Genomic DNA, 22,077 nt, shown 5'->3' on the forward strand with positions numbered 1-22,077 from the left:
CCAGAGCCAGAGCCAGAGCCAGAGCCAGAGCCAGAGCCAGAGCCAGAGCCAGAGCCAGAGCCCGTCGTCCCGATTATTCCGGTGAGCGACGTGGTGGTATCAGGAGAAGCGGCAGGCTCTCCAGCCGAGCCCCGGTTTGTGCCAGCCCGCACTGATCGTTTTGTGCCCCTTGCGGATCTGCGTGCCAGCGATGGCTATACCGCTCAGTACATTGCCGGATACGAAGAAAGCACCGCCCTGAGCTTCATCCAGACCCATGCGGCCGTGCCCGAGCTTCGTTACACGCGAACCAGGCGGGGCGAACGCAACTGGTTTGTGGTATTCTTTGGTGAGTTTCCGGGGTATGCGGAAGCTCGTGCAGTGGTGGAAAACCCACCGCAGAGCCTGGCCAATTCCCAGCCTTGGATTCGAAAGCTGTCCGATATCTGAGATCCCGCCTGAAGCCATATAACAAAAGACCTCCAGGGCACGTCCAACCAGGGCAGGCATAGCTGCCAACGCGCGTTAATCGGCACGCAAACTTGCATCAAAGTTTGAGTACGTATTTCTACGCGTGTAAAATAGCCAGCCCCCATTTTCAGTGTCAGAGGGTGTATTTGGGGAGTTTCTCCCTTAACCTTTTGATTGAAAAGCATTTATACGCGAGAGAACGCTTATGATGACAGGTTTGTATCATCCCGATGAATTCAGGGACAACTGTGGATTCGGTCTGATCGCCCATATGAAAGGCGAGACTAGCCATAAGTTGTTGCAAACTGCCATCGAGTCGCTGACCTGCATGACCCACCGTGGTGGTATTGCTGCGGACGGTAAGACCGGCGATGGCTGTGGCCTTCTTATTCAGAGTCCGGACGCATTCCTGCGCAAAGCGGCAAAGGCCGCCTTTGGCACGGAACCCGGTGAAATGTTTGCGGTTGGCCAGATCTTTCTGAGCCAGGATGAAAGCAAAGCCGCCGCTGGGCGCGCCGCGATTGAAAAGAGTCTGGTCGAGCAAGGGCTGGAGATTCTGGGTTGGCGCGAAGTGCCTACCGACAGTGAGTGTCTGGGGCCCATGGCGCTGGACTGTCTGCCGCGTATCGAGCAGGTTTTTGTCGCCCCTGCCGGCAAGGCTGAGCGTGAGTTCGCTATCGCCCTGTTTGTTGGTCGTCGCCATGCTGAGCGCGACATGGCGGAAGATCAGGACTTCTACATCTGTAGCTTGTCGCACCGCACCTTGTCGTATAAAGGTCTGATGATGCCGGCCGACCTGGCCTCCTTTTATAAGGATCTGGGCGACCCGGAGCTGGAAACCGCTATTTGTGTCTTCCATCAGCGCTTCTCCACCAACACCATGCCTCGGTGGCCGCTGGCCCAGCCTTTCCGGTATCTGGCCCATAACGGTGAAATTAATACCGTTCAGGGTAACCGTAACTGGGCGCTGGCTCGTGCAGCGAAATTCAGTTCCCCGGATCTGCCGGATCTGCAGACCCTGCAGCCGCTGGTGAACCTGACCGGTTCAGATTCTTCCAGTATGGACAACATGCTGGAAATTCTGCTCGCCGGTGGCGTTGATCTGTTCCGCGCAGCTCGAATGATGATTCCACCTGCCTGGCAGAACGTGGACACCATGGACGCCGATCTGCGTGCATTCTACGAATACAACTCCATGCACATGGAGCCTTGGGACGGTCCGGCCGGTCTGGTTCTGTCCGATGGTCGCTACGCGGTCTGTATGCTTGATCGTAATGGTCTGCGTCCTGCTCGTTGGGTCATCACCAAGGATGACTTTATTACCCTGGCGTCGGAAATCGGCACCTATGGCTATCAGCCTGATGATGTGGTGGCCAAGGGCCGGGTCGGGCCGGGTCAAATGCTGGCAATCGATACCGAAACCGGCGAAGTGCTGCACACCAAGGATATCGATGATCGTCTGAAAAGCGCTCAGCCCTACAAGCAGTGGTTGCGTGACAACGGTTTGCGGGTTGAGGCGACCCTGAATCAGGCGACTCCCGAGTTCAAACTGATGGACGCCGACGAACTGCTGGTCCACCAGAAGACCTTCATGGTGTCCTTCGAAGAGCGGGACCAGGTTCTGCGTCCTCTGGCCGAGAGTGGTCAGGAAGCGGTGGGCTCCATGGGTGACGATACGCCGATGGCGGTTCTGTCGAGCCGGGTGCGTCACGTTGGGGATTACTTCCGTCAGAAGTTTGCGCAGGTGACCAACCCGCCTATTGATCCGCTGCGTGAAGCCATCGTTATGTCCCTGGAAACCTGTCTGGGGGCTGAGCGCAACGTCTTTGAGGAAACACCGGAGCATGCCAACCGGATCATCCTGTCCACCCCGGTGCTGTCACCGGCGAAGTTCCTGCGTATCGTTAATGACGAGCGTCCGGGCTTTGAAATGGCCAAAATCCGTTTGAGCTATCGCCCCGAGGTTGGTCTCGAGCAGGCCATCCGCAATGTCTGCGATGAAGCGGCAGACGCTGTGCGCAACGGCAAAGTGCTGCTGGTGCTCTCCGATAAGGATCTGGTTGAAGGTGAGCTGCCGGTAAACGCAATGATGGCGACGGCTGCGGTCCATCACCATCTGGTGGCCCAGGGGCTGCGTTGCGATTCCAACCTGATCGTGGAGACTGGCTGGGCCCGTGACCCCCATCACTTTGCTGTACTGTTCGGCTTTGGTGCCACCGCGGTCTATCCGTACCTTGCCTATCAGGTGCTGAATGATCTGATTCGTACCGGCGAGGTACTGATGGATCCGATTGAGGCCAAGAACAACTACCGTAAGGGTATCAACAAGGGGCTGTTGAAGATTCTCTCGAAAATGGGGATCTCCACCATCACCTCCTATCGGGGTGCCCAGCTGTTTGAAGCGATCGGACTGGCCGATGAGGTGGTCGACCTTTGCTTCAAGGGCGTGGCCAGCCGTATTCAGGGTGCAGGCTTCTACGATTTCCAGCAGGATCAGGAAACCCTGGCCGCCGTAGCCTGGAAGCGTCGCAAGCCGATCTCCCAGGGTGGAATCCTGAAATACATCCATGGTGAGGAATACCACGCGTTCAATCCTGACGTGGTTCGCACGCTGCAGGATGCAGTCACCAGTGGAGAGTACGGGCAGTACCAGGAGTATGCGGCGCTGGTGAATGAGCGTCCGGTGGCAACATTGCGGGACCTGCTGGGCTTGCGCAAGGATGTTCCGGCGATTGAGCTGAGTGAGGTGGAGCCGGTGGAGGCGATCTTCCCGCGCTTTGACTCTGCAGCGATGTCACTGGGTGCCTTGTCCCCCGAGGCCCACGAGGCACTGGCCGTTGCCATGAATACCCTGGGTGGTCGTTCCAACTCCGGTGAGGGTGGTGAAGATTCTGCCCGTTATGGCACAGAGCGTCGCTCAAAGATCAAACAAGTCGCTTCTGGTCGTTTTGGCGTTACCGCAGAGTACCTGCGCAGTGCGGAAGTCATGCAGATCAAGGTGGCTCAGGGCGCCAAGCCCGGTGAGGGTGGCCAGCTGCCGGGTGGCAAGGTCAATGACCTGATTGCACGCCTGCGCTACTCCGTACCGGGTGTTACCCTGATTTCACCGCCGCCGCACCACGATATCTATTCTATCGAGGATCTGGCTCAGCTGATTTTTGACCTCAAGCAGGTCAACCCGGAAGCGTTGGTGTCGGTCAAGCTGGTCTCCGAGCCTGGTGTCGGTACGATTGCCGCCGGTGTTGCCAAGGCTTACGCTGACCTCATCACCATTTCCGGCTATGACGGTGGCACCGCGGCCAGCCCGCTGACGTCCATTCGTTACGCCGGCTCTCCCTGGGAGCTTGGTCTGAGCGAAGCTCAGCAGGCACTGCGGAGCAACGATCTGCGCGGCAAGATCCGCCTGCAGACTGATGGTGGTATCAAGACCGGTCTGGACGTGGTCAAAGCTGCGATCCTCGGGGCCGAGAGCTTTGGCTTCGGTACCACGCCGATGGTGGCGCTGGGCTGTAAATACCTGCGTATCTGTCATCTGAACAACTGTGCAACGGGTGTTGCCACCCAGAACGATCACCTGCGTGAAGAGCACTTCAAGGGCACCGTGGAAATGGCCATGAACTTCTTCCGGTTCGTTGCCGCGGAAACCCGTGAGTGGATGGCGAAACTGGGCGTTCGTACCCTGGAAGAGCTGGTCGGTCGTGTTGATCTGCTGGAAGTGCTGCCGGGGCAGACTCCGCGTCAGCAAAAGCTGGATCTGATGCCGTTGTTGTCCAATGACATGGTGCCGGCTGACAAGCCGCACACCTGTCAGGTTGAGCGCAACGTACCGTTTGATGAAGGTCAGCTGGCCGAGCAGATGGTGGCTGATATGGCCGACGCCATTGCGGGCAAGCAGGGTGGTACCTGGTCTTACAAGGTGACCAACTGTGACCGTTCCATCGGTGCTCGTCTGTCTGGTGAGATTGCCGCTCGTTACGGCAACCAGGGTATGGCTGATGCGCCGATTACTCTGGAACTGAACGGTACCGCCGGGCAGAGCTTCGGTGTCTGGAACGTTGCCGGTCTGAACCTGAATCTCGAAGGGGATGCCAATGACTACGTTGGCAAGGGAATGACCGGAGGCCAGCTGGTGGTGCGTCCGCCCAGAGGCAGTGCCTTCAAGACCCAGGAAACGTCCATTGTTGGTAACACCTGCCTGTATGGTGCGACGGGTGGCAAGCTGTTTGCTGCGGGTACCGCAGGGGAGCGCTTCGGTGTCCGTAACTCCGGTGCCCACGCGGTTGTGGAAGGTGCGGGCGACCATTGCTGTGAATACATGACCGGCGGTCTGATCACCGTGCTGGGTAAAACCGGCCATAACTTCGGCGCCGGTATGACCGGCGGCTTTGCCTACGTGCTGGATGAAAACAACACCTTTGTGGACAAGTACAACCACGAACTGGTGGAAATTCAGCGTATTTCCAGCGAAGACATGGAGCCGTACCGGAATCACCTGCGTAGCGTGATCCGTGAGCATGTGGCTGAGACCCAGAGTGAGTGGGCGGCCCACATTCTTGACAATTTCGATGACTATATTGGCCGCTTCTGGCTGGTTAAGCCCAAGGCGGCGAACCTCCGGAGCCTGTTGGCCAGCACCCGTGCCCGCCCCGAGTAACGTGGCGTAGAGACAGGGAGGGGCGCCCGACAATGAGGCGCTCCCATCGAAATTGAGCTGATGAGAGCATCATGATGAAAGAACGTTTGAATAACGACTTCCAGTTTGTTGAGGTTGGTCGCGTAGATCCGGCCAAGGTGCCGGCCAAGAAGCGTAAGAAAGAATTTGGTGAGATCTACGAGCCGTACAAGCCGGAAGATGCTGCCAGCCAGGCCCATCGTTGTCTGGCCTGTGGCAACCCCTACTGTGAATGGAAATGCCCGGTTCATAATTATATTCCGAACTGGCTCAAGCTGGTGTCCGAAGGCAATATCCTGAAAGCGGCGGAGTTGTCTCACCAGACCAACTCCCTGCCGGAAGTCTGTGGTCGGGTGTGCCCACAGGATCGCCTGTGTGAAGGGGCCTGTACCCTGAATGACGGTTTCGGTGCGGTTACGATTGGTTCGGTGGAGAAGTACATTACCGATACGGCGTTTGCGCTCGGCTGGAAGCCGGACATGTCTGCGGTCAAGTGGACCGATAAAAAGGTTGCCGTCATCGGGGCAGGCCCTGCCGGACTTGGCTGTGCGGATGTTCTGGTGCGTAACGGCGTCAAGCCGGTGGTCTTTGACCGCTATCCGGAAATTGGCGGTCTGCTGACGTTCGGTATTCCCGAGTTCAAGCTGGAGAAGTCGGTCTTGAGCCGTCGTCGTCAGGTATTCGAGGAAATGGGCGTTGAATTCCGTCTGTCGACAGAGGTAGGTAAGGATATCCAGCTCCAGGACATCATCGATGAATACGATGCCGTGTTTATGGGTATGGGTACCTATAACTACATGAAGGGTGGCTTCCCGGGTGAAGACCTGCCGGGCGTTTATGATGCACTGCCGTTCCTGATTTCCAATGTGAACCGTCGTCTGGGCTTTGAAAAGTCAGCCGATGAGTTTATCGACATGCAGGGCAAGCGGGTGGTTGTTCTCGGTGGTGGTGATACTGCCATGGACTGTAACCGTACCTCGATCCGTCAACAGGCCGCGAGTGTGACCTGCGCCTACCGTCGGGATGAAGCGAACATGCCGGGCTCCCGTCGTGAGGTTGCCAACGCCAAGGAAGAAGGAGTGAAGTTCCTCTTCAACCGTCAGCCTATCGCGATTATCGGCGAAGATCAGGTTGAAGGCGTAAAGGTGATCCAGACCCGTCTTGGTGAGCCTGATGAGAATGGTCGCCGCCGTCCGGAAGTGGTTCCAGGCAGTGAGGAAGTCATTCCGGCAGATGCCGTGCTGGTCGCTTTCGGTTTCCGTCCCAGCCCTGCCGACTGGTTTGGTGATCTGGGCGTGAGTACGGATGATTCCGGTCGCGTTGAGGCCCCTGAGCAGGCCGAGTTCGCATTCCAGACCAGCAACCCGAAGATCTTTGCGGGTGGCGATATGGTTCGTGGTTCTGACCTGGTGGTCACTGCGATCTGGGAAGGTCGGCAGGCCGCGGAAGGTATTCTCGATTACCTCGACGTTTAATACCTTCTGGATTGGGGTCGGACGGAAGTCTTTCCCCGGGTGAGTATCAAGGGCGAAGCATGAATAACGGCTCCGCCCTTTTTTATTGCCCAAGAAACGCTATTATTGCAGCCTAATTTTGACGAGCGAGATTGTGCCATGACTGAGTTGAAGAACGATCGCTTTCTCCGTGCCCTGTTGCGGCAGCCGGTAGATCGCACGCCGGTTTGGATGATGCGTCAGGCGGGCCGGTATCTGCCGGAATACCGCGCTACCCGTGCCAAAGCCGGTGACTTCCTCAGTCTGTGCAAGAATGCCGAGCTCGCCTGTGAGGTCACTCTGCAGCCGCTGGAACGTTACCCCCTTGACGCCGCTATCCTGTTCTCGGACATCCTGACCATTCCCGATGCGCTTGGTCTGGGGCTGTACTTTGAAACCGGAGAGGGGCCTCGTTTCCGTCAGACTGTGCGCACTGCAGCCGATGTTGCCGCCTTGCCGGAGCTGGATTCCAGTGTCGACCTGGACTACGTCATGAACGCGGTGTCCACCATCCGTGGGGCGCTCAATGGCCGGGTGCCGCTGATCGGCTTCTCCGGCAGTCCATGGACGCTGGCGACTTACATGGTTGAAGGCGGGTCCTCCAAGGACTTCCGTGAAGCCAAGAAGCTGATGTACTCCCAGCCGGAAGTCATGCATCAGTTGCTGGCCAAGCTGGCGTCGGCGGTGACCGACTACCTGAACTGTCAGATCCGCGCCGGCGCACAGGCGGTGCAAATTTTTGATACTTGGGGTGGGGCGCTGAGCAGTTGGGCCTATGGAGAGTTCTCGCTGGCGTACATGAAGCAGATCGTTGATGGCCTGATTCGTGAGCACGAAGGTCGCCGAATCCCGGTGATCCTGTTCACCAAGAACGGTGGTCAGTGGCTGGAATCCATGGCAGACACCGGAGCGGATGCGCTGGGTCTGGACTGGACCACGGATATCGGTCTTGCCCGCCAGCGGGTTGGTGATCGGGTGGCGTTGCAGGGCAACATGGACCCGGCGATGCTGTATGCGCCTCCCGGCCGGATTCGTGAGGAAGTTGCAGACATCCTTGCCCGTTTCGGTAATGGCAGCGGTCACGTCTTCAACCTTGGCCACGGTATCACCCCGGATGTTGATCCGGCTCACGCTGGCGCCTTTATCGAGGCAGTGGTTGAATTGAGTTCTGCTTATCACGTCTGATTTCGGGGGGGTATAACGGTGGAAGGCGGCGGCGCTGACGGCTATAGTCAATGAATCATGACCGTGTCAGCCAGGAGTCGTCGCTTGAGTAAATCATCCACTGAAAAACGCCGGTTTCACCGGGTTATGTTCGATGCCCCCTGTGATATTCACTGGCAGGATGAGGTGTGGTCGAGCGAGATTCTGGATATTTCGCTCAAGGGACTGCTGGTCAAGCTGCCAGAGGGCTGGAGTGTGCCGCTGAATCAGCCCTGTGAGGTCGTGATTCATCTGGACGGCGCTGCTGCTGCGATCGTGATGGCGGTGGAGTTGCGGCATGTCGAGGGTGGCAAGCTGGGCTTCAAGTGTCAGTACATTGACCTCGACAGTGCCACCCATCTTCGTCGTCTGGTGGAATTGAATCTCGGCGATCAGGCCCTGCTGGAGCGGGAGCTCAATCACCTGATCGACTCTTGAGTCCCGGGGCTGTCCTAGAGGTCTGCCAGGGCTTCCAGCGCATCGCTCAGCTTGCTGACCGGGATCACTTTCATGTTCTCAATGGGTTTGCGGGGGACGTTTGCCTTGGGGACCAGTGCCCGGGTGAAGCCATGCTTGGAGGCTTCATAAACCCTCTCCTGGCCATTGGGCACCGGACGAATCTCGCCAGAAAGCCCCACTTCGCCAAAAATGACCAGATCCTGAGGCAGCGCCCGATCCCGGAATGAGGATACGATGGCTGCCAGTAGCGCCAAATCGGCGCTGGTTTCGTTGACCTTGACGCCACCCACCACATTGACGAATACATCCTGATCGGCAATGTGCAAGCCGCCGTGCCGGTGCAGGACGGCCAGTAGCATTGACAGCCGGTTCTGATCCAGGCCGACCGCCACCCGTCGGGGGTATCCGCCCTGGGCCATATCCACCAGTGCCTGGATTTCAATCAGCATGGGGCGGGTACCTTCCCAGACCACCATGACGACGCTGCCTGGGGCGGCCTCTTCACCGCGGTTGAGGAAGATGGCGCTGGGATTCTTGACCTCCTTCAGGCCTTGTTCCAGCATTGCAAATACCCCGAGTTCATTCACGGCACCGAAGCGGTTCTTGATGCCCCGGAGTGTGCGGTAGCGGCTGTCGCTGGAGCCTTCCAGAAGAATTGAACAGTCGATCATATGCTCGAGGACTTTCGGGCCCGCGAGACTGCCATCCTTGGTCACGTGGCCGACGAGAAACAGGATGGTCCCGGTCTGCTTGGCCATGCGGGTGAGGAAGGCTGCGCTTTCCCGTACCTGGGAAACGCTGCCTGGCGCCGACTCGATTTCGCCGACGTGCATGACCTGGATACTGTCCACCACCAGAATACGGGGCTTTTCGGTTTCGACCACCTGAACAATGCGCTCAACGCTGGTTTCCGACAGGATTTTCAGGTCGCCGGTTGGCAATCCCAGTCGGCGGGCCCGCATCGCTACTTGCTGCAGTGACTCCTCTCCGGTGACATAAAGGGCGGGGACCTGGCCGGCCAGGTGGCAAACCGTCTGCAGGAGCAGCGTGCTCTTGCCCGCCCCGGGGTGGCCGCCCATCAAGATGGCGGAGCCTTCCACCAGCCCGCCACCAAGCACCCGGTCAAGTTCCTGCATGCCGGAGCTGATCCGGCTTTGCTCGGTCAGGCTGACCGAATCCAGGGTCTGGATCGTGGACAGGCTGCCGGCAAAACCATCGAAGCGAGCGCCCCGGTTGGCTTTGCCGTTGCCGGACACGCCACGAACTTCGCTGACGGTGTTCCAGGCCTGGCAGGCAGTGCACTGGCCCATCCACTTGGAGTAGTCGGCACCGCAGTCGGTACAGACATAGGCGGTCTTGGCTTTGGCCATGGTGTCAGGCCAGTTTCTTGTATTTCATGCGTTGCGGCACCAGTGCTGAATCGCCCTTGCGTTTCTTGAGGTCTTCATCGTATTCGCTGAAGTTACCCTCGAAGTACACCACGTCTCCGTCGTCCTCAAAGGCCAGGATGTGAGTGGCTACGCGGTCGAGGAACCAGCGATCGTGAGAAATAACCAGGGCCGCACCCGGGAAGTTGAGCAGCGCTTCTTCCAGCGCCCGCAATGTTTCCACGTCAAGATCGTTGGTGGGTTCATCGAGCAGCAACACGTTGCCGCCTTCCTTCAGGAGCTTCGCCAGATGCAGGCGGTTTCGTTCGCCGCCGGACAGGTCGCCGACGCGCTTCTGCTGATCGGAACCCTTGAAGTTAAAGCGGCCAACGTAGGCCCGGGACGGCGTCTCGTAGTTGCCAACCTTCATAATGTCGAGGCCGTCACTGAGCTCTTCCCATACGGTCTTGCTGCCATCCAGGTCGCGCATCTGGTCAACGTAGGCCAGTTCAACGGTTTCGCCAACAGTGATGGTGCCAGAATCGGGCTGGTCTTTGCCGGCAATCATCCGGAACAGTGTGGATTTGCCCGCGCCGTTTCCGCCGATGATGCCAACAATGGCTCCGGGTGGTACCCGAAACGAAACATTTTCATACAGCAAGCGGTCGTCGAACGACTTGCTGATACCGTCAACCTCAATGACCTTGTCGCCGAGGCGGGGGCCGGGCGGGATGTAGAGTTCGTTGGTCTCGTTGCGTTTCTGGAACTCCTGTGAGCTCATTTCCTCGAAGCGGGCCAGACGGGCCTTGCTCTTGGACTGGCGGCCCTTGGCATTACTGCGAACCCATTCCAGTTCGTGCTTGACGGCCTTCTGGTGGGCGGCTTCCTGCTTGGATTCCATCTCCAGGCGCTTTTCCTTGTTTTCCAGCCACTGGCTGTAGTTGCCTTCGAACGGGATGCCGTGGCCGCGGTCGAGCTCAAGGATCCAGCCGGCGACATTATCGAGGAAGTAGCGGTCGTGGGTGATAGCAACAACGGTGCCGTTGTAGTCATGAAGGAAACGTTCGAGCCAGGCAACGGATTCTGCGTCCAGGTGGTTGGTGGGCTCATCCAGCAGCAGCATGTCGGGGCTCGACAGCAGCAGACGGCATAAGGCGACCCGGCGGCGCTCGCCCCCGGAAAGATTGGCAACCATGGCATCCCAGGCCGGCAGCCGCAGGGCATCGGCAGCAACTTCCAGCTTGCGCTCGATATCGTGACCTTCGCTGGCCTGGATGTAGGCTTCCAGCTCGCCCTGACGTTTGGCAAGGGCGTCGAAATCGGCGTCCGGCTCAGCGTAGGCCGCGTAGACCTGGTCAAGTTCGGCAAGGGCTTCGTGAACACCGGATACGGCCTCGTCGACGACCTCCTTTACGGTCTTGCTGTCATCCAGTTCCGGTTCCTGTGGCAGGTAGCCAACCTTGATGCCCGGCTGCGGACGTGCCTCACCGATGTAGTCCTGGTCAACGCCGGCCATGATGCGCAGCAGGGTGGATTTACCCGCACCGTTGAGGCCGAGTACGCCAATCTTGGCGCCCGGAAAAAAGCTCAGGGAGATGTCTTTGAGAATTTCGCGCTTGGGTGGAACCACCTTACCCACGCGGTTCATGGTGTATACGTACTGAGCCATAACTGGCGCCTTCCTCCGGGTTAACTTCAATCAGGTCTGTAAGGTAGCGAAAGCGCCCGGCTATAGCAATCCGGGAGCACCGGGGCAGAGCCCGCAGCCATTGCCGGCGAAAGGGTGATTTTCCACCACGGAATACGGTAGAATAGCCGGCCTTTTTTCCGGGAGCAGCAGCTGGGGTGTCACCCGTCGGCGTTTGCAGTTCCCGACCCGCTTTCTAACTAGGTCTGCTGGGCAGACGCAGCACTCACAGGGGCAGCGCATCCATGTTTAATCGTGAAATGAAAATCGCCGGTTTTGACGACGAGCTCTGGAACGCCATGCAGGCGGAAAGCAAGCGTCAGGAAACGCACATCGAACTGATTGCGTCCGAGAACTACACCAGCCCGCGGGTGATGGAAGCCCAAGGCAGCGATTTGACCAACAAGTACGCTGAAGGCTACCCCGGCAAGCGCTACTACGGTGGTTGCGAGTATGTGGATGTTGCCGAGCAACTGGCCATTGACCGCGCCAAGGAACTGTTCGGTGCCGCCTACGCCAACGTGCAGCCGCACTCCGGCTCCCAGGCCAACTCGGCGGTGTTCATGGCGCTGGTCAAGCCGGGCGATACCGTTCTGGGTATGAGCCTGGCACACGGTGGTCACCTGACCCACGGGGCCAGCGTTAACTTCTCCGGCAAGATCTATCATGCGGTTCAGTACGGCCTGAATCCGGAGACCGGTCTGATCGATTATGACGAAGTCGAAGCCCTGGCTGTTGAACACAAGCCGAAGATGATCATCGCCGGCTTCTCTGCGTACTCCCAGGCCCTGGATTTTGCCCGGTTCCGCGCGATCGCCGACAAGGTGGGTGCCTACCTGTTTGTTGATATGGCTCACGTGGCTGGTCTGGTCGCTGCAGGCGTATACCCGGACCCGGTACCTCACGCTCATGTGGTCACCACCACCACTCACAAGACCCTGCGTGGTCCTCGTGGCGGCCTGATCCTGGCGTGTGACGATGCTGACATCCAGAAGAAACTGAACTCAGCTGTTTTCCCGGGTGGCCAGGGTGGCCCGCTGATGCACGTGATTGCCGCCAAGGCTGTGTGCTTCAAAGAAGCCATGAGCGAGGAGTTCAAGAGCTACCAGCAACAGGTGGTCAAGAACGCTGCAGCCATGGCCAACGTGTTCATTGATCGTGGCTATGACGTTGTTTCCGGCGGCACCACCAATCATCTGTTCCTGGTCAGCCTGATCAAACAGGACATTACCGGTAAGGATGCAGATGCTGCGCTGGGCAGCGCCAACATCACCGTCAACAAGAATGCGGTTCCAAACGATCCGCGCTCCCCGTTCGTTACCTCTGGCCTGCGTGTCGGTACCCCGGCTGTGACCACTCGTGGTTTCGGCGAAACCGAGTGCCGCGAACTGGCTGGCTGGATGTGCGATATACTCGATAACCTGGAAGATCAGTCTGTTATCAGCCAGGTACGTGAACAGGTCGAAGCCCTGTGTCAGCGCTTCCCGGTTTACGCTGGTTAAGTTGATTGCCTCCCGGGCAGCGCCTTGAAGCTGCCCGGCCCCTGAGGGAGCTGTGAATCATGCATTGTCCGTTCTGTGGAGAAGCCGATACCAAGGTCATCGATTCCCGCCTTGTGGCTGAAGGCGACCAGGTGCGCCGCAGACGGGAATGCCTGTCCTGTCGGGAACGATTTACCACCTTTGAAAGCGCCGAACTGGTGATGCCGCGAGTGGTCAAGCAGGACGGAACCCGCCAGCCGTTTGACGAAGAGAAGCTTCGCTCCGGGATCATGAAAGCGCTGGAGAAGCGGCCTGTCAGCATCGAGGAAATTGAAGCGGCACTCAACCGGATCAAGTTCCGCTTGCGCGCGACGGGTGAGCGTGAAGTCAAATCCATGCAGCTGGGCGAAGAGGTGATGACTGAGTTGCGACAGTTGGACAAGGTGGCTTATGTACGCTTTGCTTCTGTCTACCGCAGTTTCCAGGACCTCAACGAGTTCAAAGAAGAGATTGAGCGGTTGTCGGTTAACGGTAACGAAACGCCTGATCCGGTCGATGTCGCCAAGGCACTGGCTGAAGAGGGCAAGGCCTCGCCGGCCAAAGGCAAGGCATGAGCATCGGATTCGATACCCGGATCATGGCCCGGGCCATTCAGCTGGCCTGGCGTGGGCGTTATTCAACCCACCCCAATCCCCGTGTTGGCTGTGTCATCGTTCGTGATGACACGGTCGTAGGGGAAGGCTGGCACGAGCGAGCGGGTGAGGCCCATGCGGAGGTGCATGCACTGAGCCAGGCCGGTGCTGACGCCCGTGGCGCCACCGCCTATGTCACTCTGGAACCATGCAGCCATTTCGGTCGCACCCCACCGTGTGCCCGGGCGTTGATTGAGGCCGGGGTGGCGCGGGTTGTGGTGGCGACGACTGACCCTAATCCGGCGGTGTCCGGTCGAGGCCTGAGACTGTTGCGCGAGGCTGGTATCGAGGTGGTCGAAGGGGTTTTGGCCGAGGAAGCCGCGGCGTTGAATCCCGGGTTCATGAAGCGGATGCGGACCGGACGCCCATACGTTCGGGTGAAAATGGCGGCAAGCCTGGATGGCCGAACCGCGATGGCTTCTGGCGAAAGTCAGTGGATTACTGGCCCGCAAGCCCGTCAGGATGTTCAACGTTTGCGGGCGATGAGTGATGCCATCCTGACCGGGGTCGGCACCGTCCTGAGTGACGATCCGTCGCTGACGGTGCGACGTGCTGAGCTGGGCGATATTGGTGAGGCCACCGATCCGGCAAGACAGCCCCTGCGGGTTATTGCCGATCGTGATGCCCGTACGCCGACATCGGCAAAGATTCTGCGCGGTGGCAACGTCCGTCTGTTCTGTGCCTCCGATACGCTGGCGACAACCCCGGCCCAGGACTTGGCGGCACTGGGGGTCAGTCTCAGTGGCGTAACCTGGAAGGACAACGGCATTGATCTCGGGGAAGCGCTCGATGTTCTCGGCGAACTGGGGATCAATGACCTGCTGGTAGAGGCCGGGCCAACGTTGGCGGGGACCTTTATCAACGAACGCCTGCTGGATGAACTGTGGCTGTACCAGGCGCCGGTTTTTCTCGGCAGTACCGGGCGTCCAACGGCACATCTGCCACTGGACTCCATGGCAGATAAAGTACAATGGCAAGTACGTGACCGGCGCCAGGTGGGCGCTGACCAGCGGTTGATCCTGACGCTGGCCTGAACGATCTGACTTAAATTCACGGCCTGCTGGCGGCGTGTTCGCGCCCCGGCGGGACGCAAGGGTGCAAACCGTATGGCACTGAACAGTATTGAAGACATTATTGAGGATATTCGTCAGGGCAAGATGGTCATCCTGATGGATGACGAGGACCGCGAGAATGAAGGTGATCTGGTGATGGCTGCAGAATTCTGCGACGCCGAAGCCATCAACTTCATGGCCAAGCATGGTCGCGGACTGATCTGTATGCCGATGACCCGGGAACGATGCGAACAGCTGGGTTTGCCTTTGATGGTGCAGAAAAACGCGTCCGGCTTTGGCACCAAGTTTACGCTTTCCATTGAAGCCGCAGAGGGCGTGACCACCGGTATTTCCGCTGCCGATCGCGCCCGGACTGTTCAGGCTGCGGTTGCCCGGGACGCAAAGGCGAGTGATCTGGTCCAGCCCGGTCACATTTTCCCGCTGATGTCTGATCCTGGCGGCGTACTTAGCCGCGCCGGGCACACGGAGGCATCCTGTGATCTTGCCTCGCTGGCCGGTGCCGAGCCGGCAGGTGTGATCTGCGAGATCATGAACGATGACGGGTCCATGGCCCGTCGCGAGGACCTGGAAGCGTTTGCCCAGGCTCACGACCTTAAGATCGGCACCATTGCCGACCTGATTCATTACCGCACCATGAATGAGCGGACCATCGAGTGTGTGGAGCAATACGACCTGGATACGGAGTTTGGCGTATTCAACCTTCGCACCTACCACGATAGCATTCAGGGTACGACACATCTTGCAATGGTGAAGGGCACAATCACTGCCAACGAGCCGGCAATGGTTCGAGTGCACATCACTGACACCCTGCGGGACCTGTTGGGCGCCCGTCGTGAGGATTCTCACAGCTGGCCCCTGCACCATGCGCTCAAGGCCGTGGCTGACGCGGGTTGTGGGGTGGTGGTGCTGCTCAACAGCGCGGCTGATACCTACGATCTTGAAGATCGAATACACGAATTCTTTGGTGAAGACAGCGGATCTACCGGTAAAGGTCGCTCTGGTGTCTATTTCACCGTCGGCACCGGTTCCCAGATTCTCAGGGACATTGGCGTGGGAAAAATGCGCTTGTTGAGTGCGCCGATCAAGTTTTCGGCGATTTCCGGCTTCGATCTGGAAGTTGTGGAATACGTCCCCTATAACCCAAACTGATTCAAACAGGCCTCGCGCAGAAGCGTAGGCCATGACAGGAGCCAAACATGGCAGAAATCAATATTCTGGAAGGCGATTTTACGCAATGCACCGGCCGTTATGCCCTGGTGGTTGGTCGTTTCAACGAGTTCGTGGTTGAGAGCCTGGTGGACGGAGCGATCGACACATTGCTTCGCCATGGCATCCCCGAAGACGATATCCTGGTCGTTCGGGTGCCGGGTGCCTACGAAATGCCCCTGGCCGTCAAGCGTGTTGCCGAGACCGGTAACTACGACGCAGTGATTGCCCTGGGTGCAGTTATCCGTGGCGGTACTCCCCACTTTGACTACGTTGCCGGTGAAGCTGCCAGTGGCCTGGGTGCCGTCAGCCTCGACACTGACGTTCCTGTGAGCTTTGGTGTTCTGACGGTGGACTCCATCGAACAGGCGATTGAGCGTTCTGGTACCAAGGCTGGTAACAAGGGTGCGGAAGCTGCGGTGACCGCCCTGGAAATGGTCAGTCTTTTCCGCAAGCTGGGTGAGTAATGAGCGCCACAGACGATACTGCCACCAAGCCGGCTGGTCAGCCCAAACCCGGCGAACGCCGCCGGGCTCGTGCGCTGGCCATGCAGGCGCTTTACCAGCGCCATTTCAGCAAGACCCCGATTTCCGACATTGAGGCGGAATTTATGGTGGATAACGACATGAGCAAGGTCGATACCGCCTATTTCCGTGACCTGCTCCGTGGGGTGCACCGGGAGCAGGATGAACTCGACAAGCTGATCGAACCGTTCCTTGACCGGTCGCTCAAGGAAGTCGATGCCATCGAGCTGGCCATTGTACGTCTGGGGGCCTATGAATTGCGTCACCGCATTGACGTGCCCTACCGGGTGGTTATCAATGAGGGGATTGAAATGGCAAAGCGCTTCGGCGGGACCGAAGGGCACAAGTTCGTCAACAGCATCCTCGATAAGTTGAGTGGACGTTTGAGGCTTGCTGAAACCCGTTCACGGTGAGTGATGGGTGAATTTGAGCTGATTCGTCAGATCTTCATGCCGCTGGCCGGGCAATCCGGTTCAGCGGCATTGTTGTTAGGACCAGGCGATGACTGCGCCATCCAACGTGTGCCCCCGGGGCAGGATCTGGTTTTTTCCATCGATACCCTTGTCGAGGGTATTCATTTTCCCCACCATTACGATGCTGAAAAGCTGGGCTGGCGTGCGCTGGCGGTGGCTGTCAGTGACCTTGCCGCCATGGGGGCAGACCCGCGCTGCTTTACCCTTGCCCTGACTCTGCCGGAAGCAAGGCGAGAGTGGTTGGAAGCCTTTGCCCGCGGGCTCGGTTCCGCCGCAGGGGTCTTCGGTATTGTGCTGGCCGGAGGGGATACCACCCGCGGGCCGCTGACGCTCTCGCTTCAGGTACATGGCACGGTGCCAGCGGGCACTGCGCTGTTGCGCTCCGGTGCCCAGGCCGGGGACTTGGTCTGTGTGTCCGGTACCGTGGGGGACGCAGGGCTGGCCCTGACTTATCTGGATGATCCGGATCCGTCTGCGGACGCGGCGGCGGTACTGAAGCGTTATCATTTTCCGATGCCTCGCCTGGAACTTGGGCGGCGCCTGCGCGGTTTTGCCTCGGCCGCGATTGATGTGTCTGATGGGCTGCTGGCCGACCTGGGTCATATTCTTCAGGCATCTGGTGTGGGGGCTCGCATCGATGGGGCTCTTGTCCCCCTGTCGGAAGCGTTGTGCCGACTGTCTGATCACGGCAGACTCCGGGCTGCGGTGACTGCGGGTGATGACTATGAGTTGGCGGTCACCATTCCAGAGCATCGTTGGCGGGCCTTAGCGGATGACGTTCGCGAGCAGTTGACGGTGGTCGGATCGGTAACCACTGAGCAGGGGCTGGTGATTATTAACGGCGATGATGTACAGGGCGCCACGGGTTTTGATCATTTTGGAGACGTTTGATGACTGCAAGTGAGCATCCGGGGGCGGGGAAACAGCCATTGCCCGCGGGGTTTCTGAAGAACCCTGTCCATCTGCTGGCATTCGGATTTGGAAGTGGTGCTGCCCGGGTTGCCCCGGGGACGTGGGGTAGCCTGGCGGCGATTCCGGTCTGGCTGTTGTTTTTCTGGCTGCCGCCATGGGCCTACTGGGTGGTTGTCGCGTTCGCGTTTGTGGTCGGAATATGGCTGTGTGGCCGGACTGCAGATGACCTTGGCGTGCATGACCACGGAGGCATTGTCTGGGACGAGTTTGTCGGCATGTGGATTGCGCTGGGCTTGTTGCAGCCGGCTTTCGGGCTGACCGGAGTGATATTCGCGTTTGTGCTCTTCCGCTTGTTCGATGTCGTTAAACCCTGGCCGATCAGCTGGTTTGATCGCCATATGCCTGGCGGACTGGGGATCATGTTTGATGACGTGGTGGCCGGATTTATGGCACTAGGGGTTTACTACCTGGCAACCTTATGGTTGCCGGCTGGCTGGCTGTAGCTGTCCGGGCAAGGGTGATCCCTGCCCGCTCTGGCTAGTGCAGCTGTGGTTCTGCCGGGAGAAGGCGGACAACACTGAGAAACCGTTTCAGCCCTGTTTCCGCTCTTTGACGGGAGGCAAAAGGCCCGCTGTCAAAGCCTTCGCGAGTGGTGAAGTACCACTTGCTTCCCACACAGAAAAAACGACTGCTTCGAAACGGTACCGTTCCGTTCTCCCCATCCCGGTGTTGAATATCCATGAGGCCTCCTGTGCCCAACCTGGTAATTATTATTTTTGATCAGTTGGGCGGTATGAAATTCTGTTAGCCGACCTGGTTAAAATTAAATCAATTTTACATAATTTAAAACATTTTTTGCGTTTCGTTACTTTCGTTCCCCGCAGCGCTGATTTGACCCCTCTGGTTATCCATGGCCTCAGCCTTGCGCTGGCGCCCGCCGGTCGTCAGAATGCGGGCTCAGTTACTGGCTCTTTTGACTTACATTACAGAGGCTTCAAATGCATCAAAGGAATAGTTTCGGTTTTTTGCCGAACGGCGTTCGTGGGCTTGTCATGGTCTTTCTGGCCGTTGTTGTCGCGACCGCGGCAGGCTGCAGCAGTTCGTTCAAGCGCATCCAGACGTGGGATGGCAGCGCGGTGGATGAGTCACAGCTGGCAATTCTCAAGGCGCCTGGTCAGATTGAGGTGATTGAGGTTAACGGTAATGAGGTTGGCAATTATCTGATGGACGACCTTGCGCTGGACTATGAGCTGTTGCCTGGCCAGAACGTCGTTGTCTTCCAGTACAAGACCATCTGGGGTAAGGCCACGGTGGTCGAGCGGGGCGAATCCAAGGTCAATGTGGTGGAGTCGGGCCGTCAGCAGTTTGTGGTCGATGCCCGCGCTGGCGAGGAATATCGTTTCAGCCTGCCAGAGCCTCAGAATCAACGGGAGGCGGAAGCCATGATGGCCAATTTCCGTGCCCAACTGGTGGACCGGAGTGGCCGCGTAGTTGCGTCGTCTGAGGCCTATCGTGAGCCGGTCGCCGCACCGACCCCGGCTGTGACAACTGCCGGAGTGGTGGCAACGAGCCCCGCGGTGCCGGTTGCCCCGGCCGGGGACCTGAACGCGCTGGATGGCCTTAAAGTTCTCTGGGAACGGGCTAACGCCGATGAAAAGCGGGAGTTCCTGCGCTGGGCTTTCCAGTAAGACGATAAATCACCAGGATTCGGGGGCTGCTCAGCCCCTGAATCGTTGGACAGTCTTTTTCAGTACCCCTTCAAGCAATGTCAGTGCATCTTCGGTCAGCGTCGGCTGTGGTGTGCCGTGTCTCTCAGACAGCGCAGTGTCCGCTGGCAGCTCGGTCGCTGCCAGCTCGATGCTGGTCAGGCTGTCCTGCAGCAGTGACGCCAGTGATTCCCCGCCGGGCACCACATCCGGACACAAGGTAAAGTTGACGGTCAGCGATCCCTGGTAGCTAACGGCGACGACGACCAGGCCCATGCTGTCAAACAGTGGTGCGGTGTTGTACTGGGATTTCAGCTGGGCGCCCTGCAGATACAACGGAACCTGAGGGCCTGGCACGTTAGTGATGGGCACATTGAACACCGGATGATAACGCTGGGCGATCTGCAGTTCAGAATACAAACGCGCCGACAACGCTAGCATGTTGGTGGGCAGCAGTTCGGTTAGCCGGTCTGCGGCGATGGCTTCCTGGTAGGGTTCCGAGGCGACGGCGTTCCAGTGGATTTTCTGGATGCGTCGGGCCGGGTTTTCCTCATCCGTTGCCAGATCAAGCAGCATGGCAGACATTTGGTTGCCGGTGGAGCGACGCAGGCTTTTGGATCGCACGGAGATGGGGGTCATGGCAACCAGTGAGCGGCTGACGTCGGCATCACAGTTTTCCATGTAGCGACGCAGTGTTTCAGCACAAAGGCCAAGCACCACATCGTTGAGCGTAACGTCGCCCAGGCTGGCCTTGATGGCTTTCAGGCGCGCCAGCGAGAGTGTGGTAGAGATAATCCGGCGGTTCGCAGTGATTTGCCGGTTAAACGGGCTGTGCGGAGCGGTGAACAGCGGGAATGGCAGTGGCAGCTTGTGCAGCTGTTTCTGAATCAGCCCCCGTGCGGTCGCCTCCATGGCGTTTATCGTCAGATTGGCAATCTGGAAGGGCTTGCGCACCAGGTTGAGGCCGGTCTGCAGGTAAACCCGTTCCTCGGACGGTTCGGGGCGCGGCTCCCAGGGCAGGGGGGCGGAGATCGGGCTGGGTTCGGGACTGTATTCCAGCAGCTTGCCAATGATTTCTTCACCGCTGAAAGCATCAATGGCGGCGTGATGAAGTTTGACGATCAGGGCAAAGCCGGCGCTTTCCGGGTCGTTCTTGTCGTAGCGGAAGCCATCGACGAACGTAATGTGCCACAGGGGGCGGTCCCGTTGCAGCGGCTTTTCCAGAATGCCCGCCGCCAGTTCCCGAAGGTTCTCCATTTCACCTTGCTGGCTCAGGTTGACGTAGGCAAGGTGTCGCTCAAGGCTGAAGTCGGGATCGTCCACCCAGTAAGGCAGACCAAGGCGAAGCGGGATTTCGCGTAATTTTTGCCGGAACAGGGGGACGACATGGAGACGGCTGCGAAGATAAGCCACGAAGGTACTGAAGGCGAGCGGTTCGTCCCGGTCCCTGGCGTCAAATAGATAGACGCCGCCAATGTGCATGGGCGCAGTGTCAGACTCGAGATAGAGAAACGAAGCGTCCAGCTCCGATAGCTGCCTCATCAGATGGCTCCTGTAAGCGTTGTTTGTGCTGCATTATAAACCGGTGCCAGGGGGCACCGGTTGGCTCAGTCGCCCCCTTTTGCGGGTTGTTTGCGACACCCGGTGAGGTCTTAGCCGACGATGTGATCACTCAGGGTTTCATCGACCCCCAGCCGATCCCAGAACCACATCAGCGCCTTGCCACGGTCGTCACTGTGACGGGCGAGGTAAAGTTCGACGTTCTGGCGGGTGTCTTTGACTTCCAGTGCCACCAATCGGCCGTCGGCCAGTTGGGGGCGAATCCTCGCCGTTGGTAGCCAGCCCACCCCGAGCCCGGCTTCCTGGACGGCGATCTTCTGATCCAGGTTGGAGACAGTCAGTGTGCGCTGACGGCGGAAGATCCCTGCGGTTCCGGGAGGCAGGCGGCGTGAGGTGTCGGCAGCAACCGCTGCGGGGTACTGCTGGATGTCGTCTTCGGTCAGCGGCTGGGAGGCTCTGGTCAGTGGGTGGTCTGGTGCCACGGCATAGACAAATGGCATGTCCCCAAGCTTGCAGGTGGTGAAATTGCCGGCAGGCTTGCTGAAATGGTCGGCGCCAATGGCGAGATCCGCGCGCCGACTCTGCAAGGCATCCCAGGTGCCCGCAAACACTTCCTCAATCAACTGTACGTCAACCGGAACTCCCAGGTCGTGAAAAGCTCTGATGGCGGGGAACAGCGCCTGCAGCGGGATCAGCGAGTTGACCGCAATTTTAAGCCGGGTCTCCCAGCCTTGGGCCACTTGGCGGGTGGTGTGAGCGAGCGTTTGAGCGGCTTCCAGCAGGCTGCGCCCTTCTTCCAGCAGGTAACGGCCGGCTGGCGTCAGGGTTGCGCGATGGCCGCTGCGGTCGAAAATGCTCACATTCAGGTCTTCCTCCAGCTTCTGGACGGTGTAGCTGATGGCGGAAGGTACCCGGAACAGTTCGTTCGCCGCGCCCGCAAAGCTGCCTTTGCGATCAATGGCGTCCAGAACTTTGAGGGCGTCAATGGTGATCTCGCTGTGCATGTTCAGTTTATCTGAATAAATTGGCCAAAATTGATTGTTTGTGAGGGTATCAGGGAGCTGGTTATCCTGTCTTCCACTAAACGGTGAATCGTCAAAATCAGTTCTACAAGGGGAG

Annotated in this window: 18 protein-coding genes and 1 pseudogene; 14 read left to right on the forward strand and 5 right to left on the reverse strand. The window is 58.7% G+C overall.

Annotated elements, in window-relative coordinates:
• The 5 genes and pseudogenes from BLV11_RS18535 to BLV11_RS13770 form a co-directional block, all read left to right on the forward strand.
• Positions 1–429: pseudogene (locus BLV11_RS18535) on the forward strand (sporulation protein); the annotation flags it as partial.
• Positions 430–655: 226 nt separating this feature from the next.
• A complete protein-coding gene (gltB, locus tag BLV11_RS13755) occupies positions 656–5,104 on the forward strand; it encodes a glutamate synthase large subunit (RefSeq protein ID WP_091815530.1) in 4,449 nt (1,482 codons plus the stop codon).
• A gap of 74 nt (positions 5,105–5,178) precedes the next feature.
• Positions 5,179–6,597 (forward strand): FAD-dependent oxidoreductase, encoded by a 1,419-nt coding sequence (locus BLV11_RS13760; RefSeq protein WP_091815742.1) that lies wholly within the window; start codon positions 5,179–5,181, stop codon positions 6,595–6,597.
• Between the two features lie 138 nt (positions 6,598–6,735).
• Entirely contained in the window at positions 6,736–7,800 is a 1,065-nt protein-coding gene (gene hemE, locus BLV11_RS13765; protein WP_091815532.1) for a uroporphyrinogen decarboxylase, read from the forward strand.
• An 84-nt stretch (positions 7,801–7,884) separates the two neighbouring features.
• A complete protein-coding gene (locus tag BLV11_RS13770; protein ID WP_091815536.1) occupies positions 7,885–8,256 on the forward strand; it encodes a PilZ domain-containing protein in 372 nt (123 codons plus the stop codon).
• 14 nt (positions 8,257–8,270) lie between these two features.
• Here the strand turns inward: BLV11_RS13770 and radA are convergent, their stop codons facing one another.
• A complete protein-coding gene (radA, locus tag BLV11_RS13775) occupies positions 8,271–9,647 on the reverse strand; it encodes a DNA repair protein RadA (RefSeq protein WP_091815539.1) in 1,377 nt (458 codons plus the stop codon).
• Between the two features lie 4 nt (positions 9,648–9,651).
• Positions 9,652–11,313: an energy-dependent translational throttle protein EttA gene (gene ettA / locus BLV11_RS13780; RefSeq protein ID WP_091815542.1), complete on the reverse strand. Its 1,662-nt coding sequence runs from the start codon at positions 11,311–11,313 to the stop codon at positions 9,652–9,654.
• A gap of 263 nt (positions 11,314–11,576) precedes the next feature.
• Between ettA and glyA the strand changes: the two genes are divergently transcribed.
• From glyA to BLV11_RS13820, 8 genes are all read left to right on the forward strand, one after another.
• The gene (gene glyA, locus BLV11_RS13785; RefSeq protein ID WP_091815544.1) at positions 11,577–12,833 is read left to right on the forward strand and encodes a serine hydroxymethyltransferase; all 1,257 of its coding nucleotides are present in this window, start codon (positions 11,577–11,579) and stop codon (positions 12,831–12,833) included.
• Between the two features lie 59 nt (positions 12,834–12,892).
• Positions 12,893–13,426: a transcriptional regulator NrdR gene (gene nrdR / locus BLV11_RS13790; RefSeq protein ID WP_091815547.1), complete on the forward strand. Its 534-nt coding sequence runs from the start codon at positions 12,893–12,895 to the stop codon at positions 13,424–13,426.
• On the forward strand, positions 13,423–14,538 hold the full coding sequence (gene ribD / locus BLV11_RS13795) for a bifunctional diaminohydroxyphosphoribosylaminopyrimidine deaminase/5-amino-6-(5-phosphoribosylamino)uracil reductase RibD (protein WP_091815550.1): 1,116 nt from the start codon (positions 13,423–13,425) through the stop codon (positions 14,536–14,538). Before nrdR ends, ribD begins: the two co-directional genes overlap by 4 nt.
• 72 nt (positions 14,539–14,610) lie before the next feature.
• On the forward strand, positions 14,611–15,726 hold the full coding sequence (gene ribBA / locus BLV11_RS13800) for a bifunctional 3,4-dihydroxy-2-butanone-4-phosphate synthase/GTP cyclohydrolase II (RefSeq protein WP_091815553.1): 1,116 nt from the start codon (positions 14,611–14,613) through the stop codon (positions 15,724–15,726).
• 47 nt (positions 15,727–15,773) lie between these two features.
• Complete coding sequence (ribH, locus tag BLV11_RS13805; RefSeq protein ID WP_091815556.1) at positions 15,774–16,250, forward strand: 6,7-dimethyl-8-ribityllumazine synthase; 477 nt, start codon at positions 15,774–15,776, stop codon at positions 16,248–16,250.
• Positions 16,250–16,720: a transcription antitermination factor NusB gene (nusB, locus tag BLV11_RS13810; protein WP_091815559.1), complete on the forward strand. Its 471-nt coding sequence runs from the start codon at positions 16,250–16,252 to the stop codon at positions 16,718–16,720. Before ribH ends, nusB begins: the two co-directional genes overlap by 1 nt.
• A 3-nt stretch (positions 16,721–16,723) precedes the next feature.
• Positions 16,724–17,671, forward strand: a complete 948-nt coding sequence (gene thiL, locus BLV11_RS13815) for a thiamine-phosphate kinase (RefSeq protein WP_091815561.1) — start codon at positions 16,724–16,726, stop codon at positions 17,669–17,671.
• Positions 17,671–18,195, forward strand: coding sequence for a phosphatidylglycerophosphatase A family protein (locus BLV11_RS13820; RefSeq protein ID WP_091815563.1), 525 nt, complete (start codon positions 17,671–17,673; stop codon positions 18,193–18,195). Before thiL ends, BLV11_RS13820 begins: the two co-directional genes overlap by 1 nt.
• A gap of 34 nt (positions 18,196–18,229) precedes the next feature.
• Here BLV11_RS13820 and BLV11_RS18540 read toward each other — a convergent pair whose 3' ends face one another.
• Positions 18,230–18,433 carry a DUF6316 family protein gene (locus BLV11_RS18540; RefSeq protein WP_091815565.1) on the reverse strand — a complete coding sequence of 68 codons (204 nt, stop codon included), beginning with the start codon at positions 18,431–18,433 and terminating at the stop codon, positions 18,230–18,232.
• Between the two features lie 257 nt (positions 18,434–18,690).
• On the opposite strand from BLV11_RS18540, the gene BLV11_RS13830 reads away from it, so the two are divergent.
• Positions 18,691–19,380 (forward strand): DUF2057 family protein, encoded by a 690-nt coding sequence (locus tag BLV11_RS13830; protein WP_091815567.1) that lies wholly within the window; start codon positions 18,691–18,693, stop codon positions 19,378–19,380.
• A gap of 30 nt (positions 19,381–19,410) precedes the next feature.
• Here the strand turns inward: BLV11_RS13830 and BLV11_RS13835 are convergent, their stop codons facing one another.
• Positions 19,411–20,940 (reverse strand): WS/DGAT/MGAT family O-acyltransferase, encoded by a 1,530-nt coding sequence (locus tag BLV11_RS13835; protein ID WP_091815570.1) that lies wholly within the window; start codon positions 20,938–20,940, stop codon positions 19,411–19,413.
• A gap of 110 nt (positions 20,941–21,050) precedes the next feature.
• Positions 21,051–21,962 (reverse strand): LysR substrate-binding domain-containing protein, encoded by a 912-nt coding sequence (locus BLV11_RS13840; protein ID WP_091815572.1) that lies wholly within the window; start codon positions 21,960–21,962, stop codon positions 21,051–21,053.
• Positions 21,963–22,077: the final 115 nt, after the last annotated feature.

Source organism: Marinobacter mobilis (assembly GCF_900106945.1).
Lineage (GTDB): Bacteria > Pseudomonadota > Gammaproteobacteria > Pseudomonadales > Oleiphilaceae > Marinobacter > Marinobacter mobilis.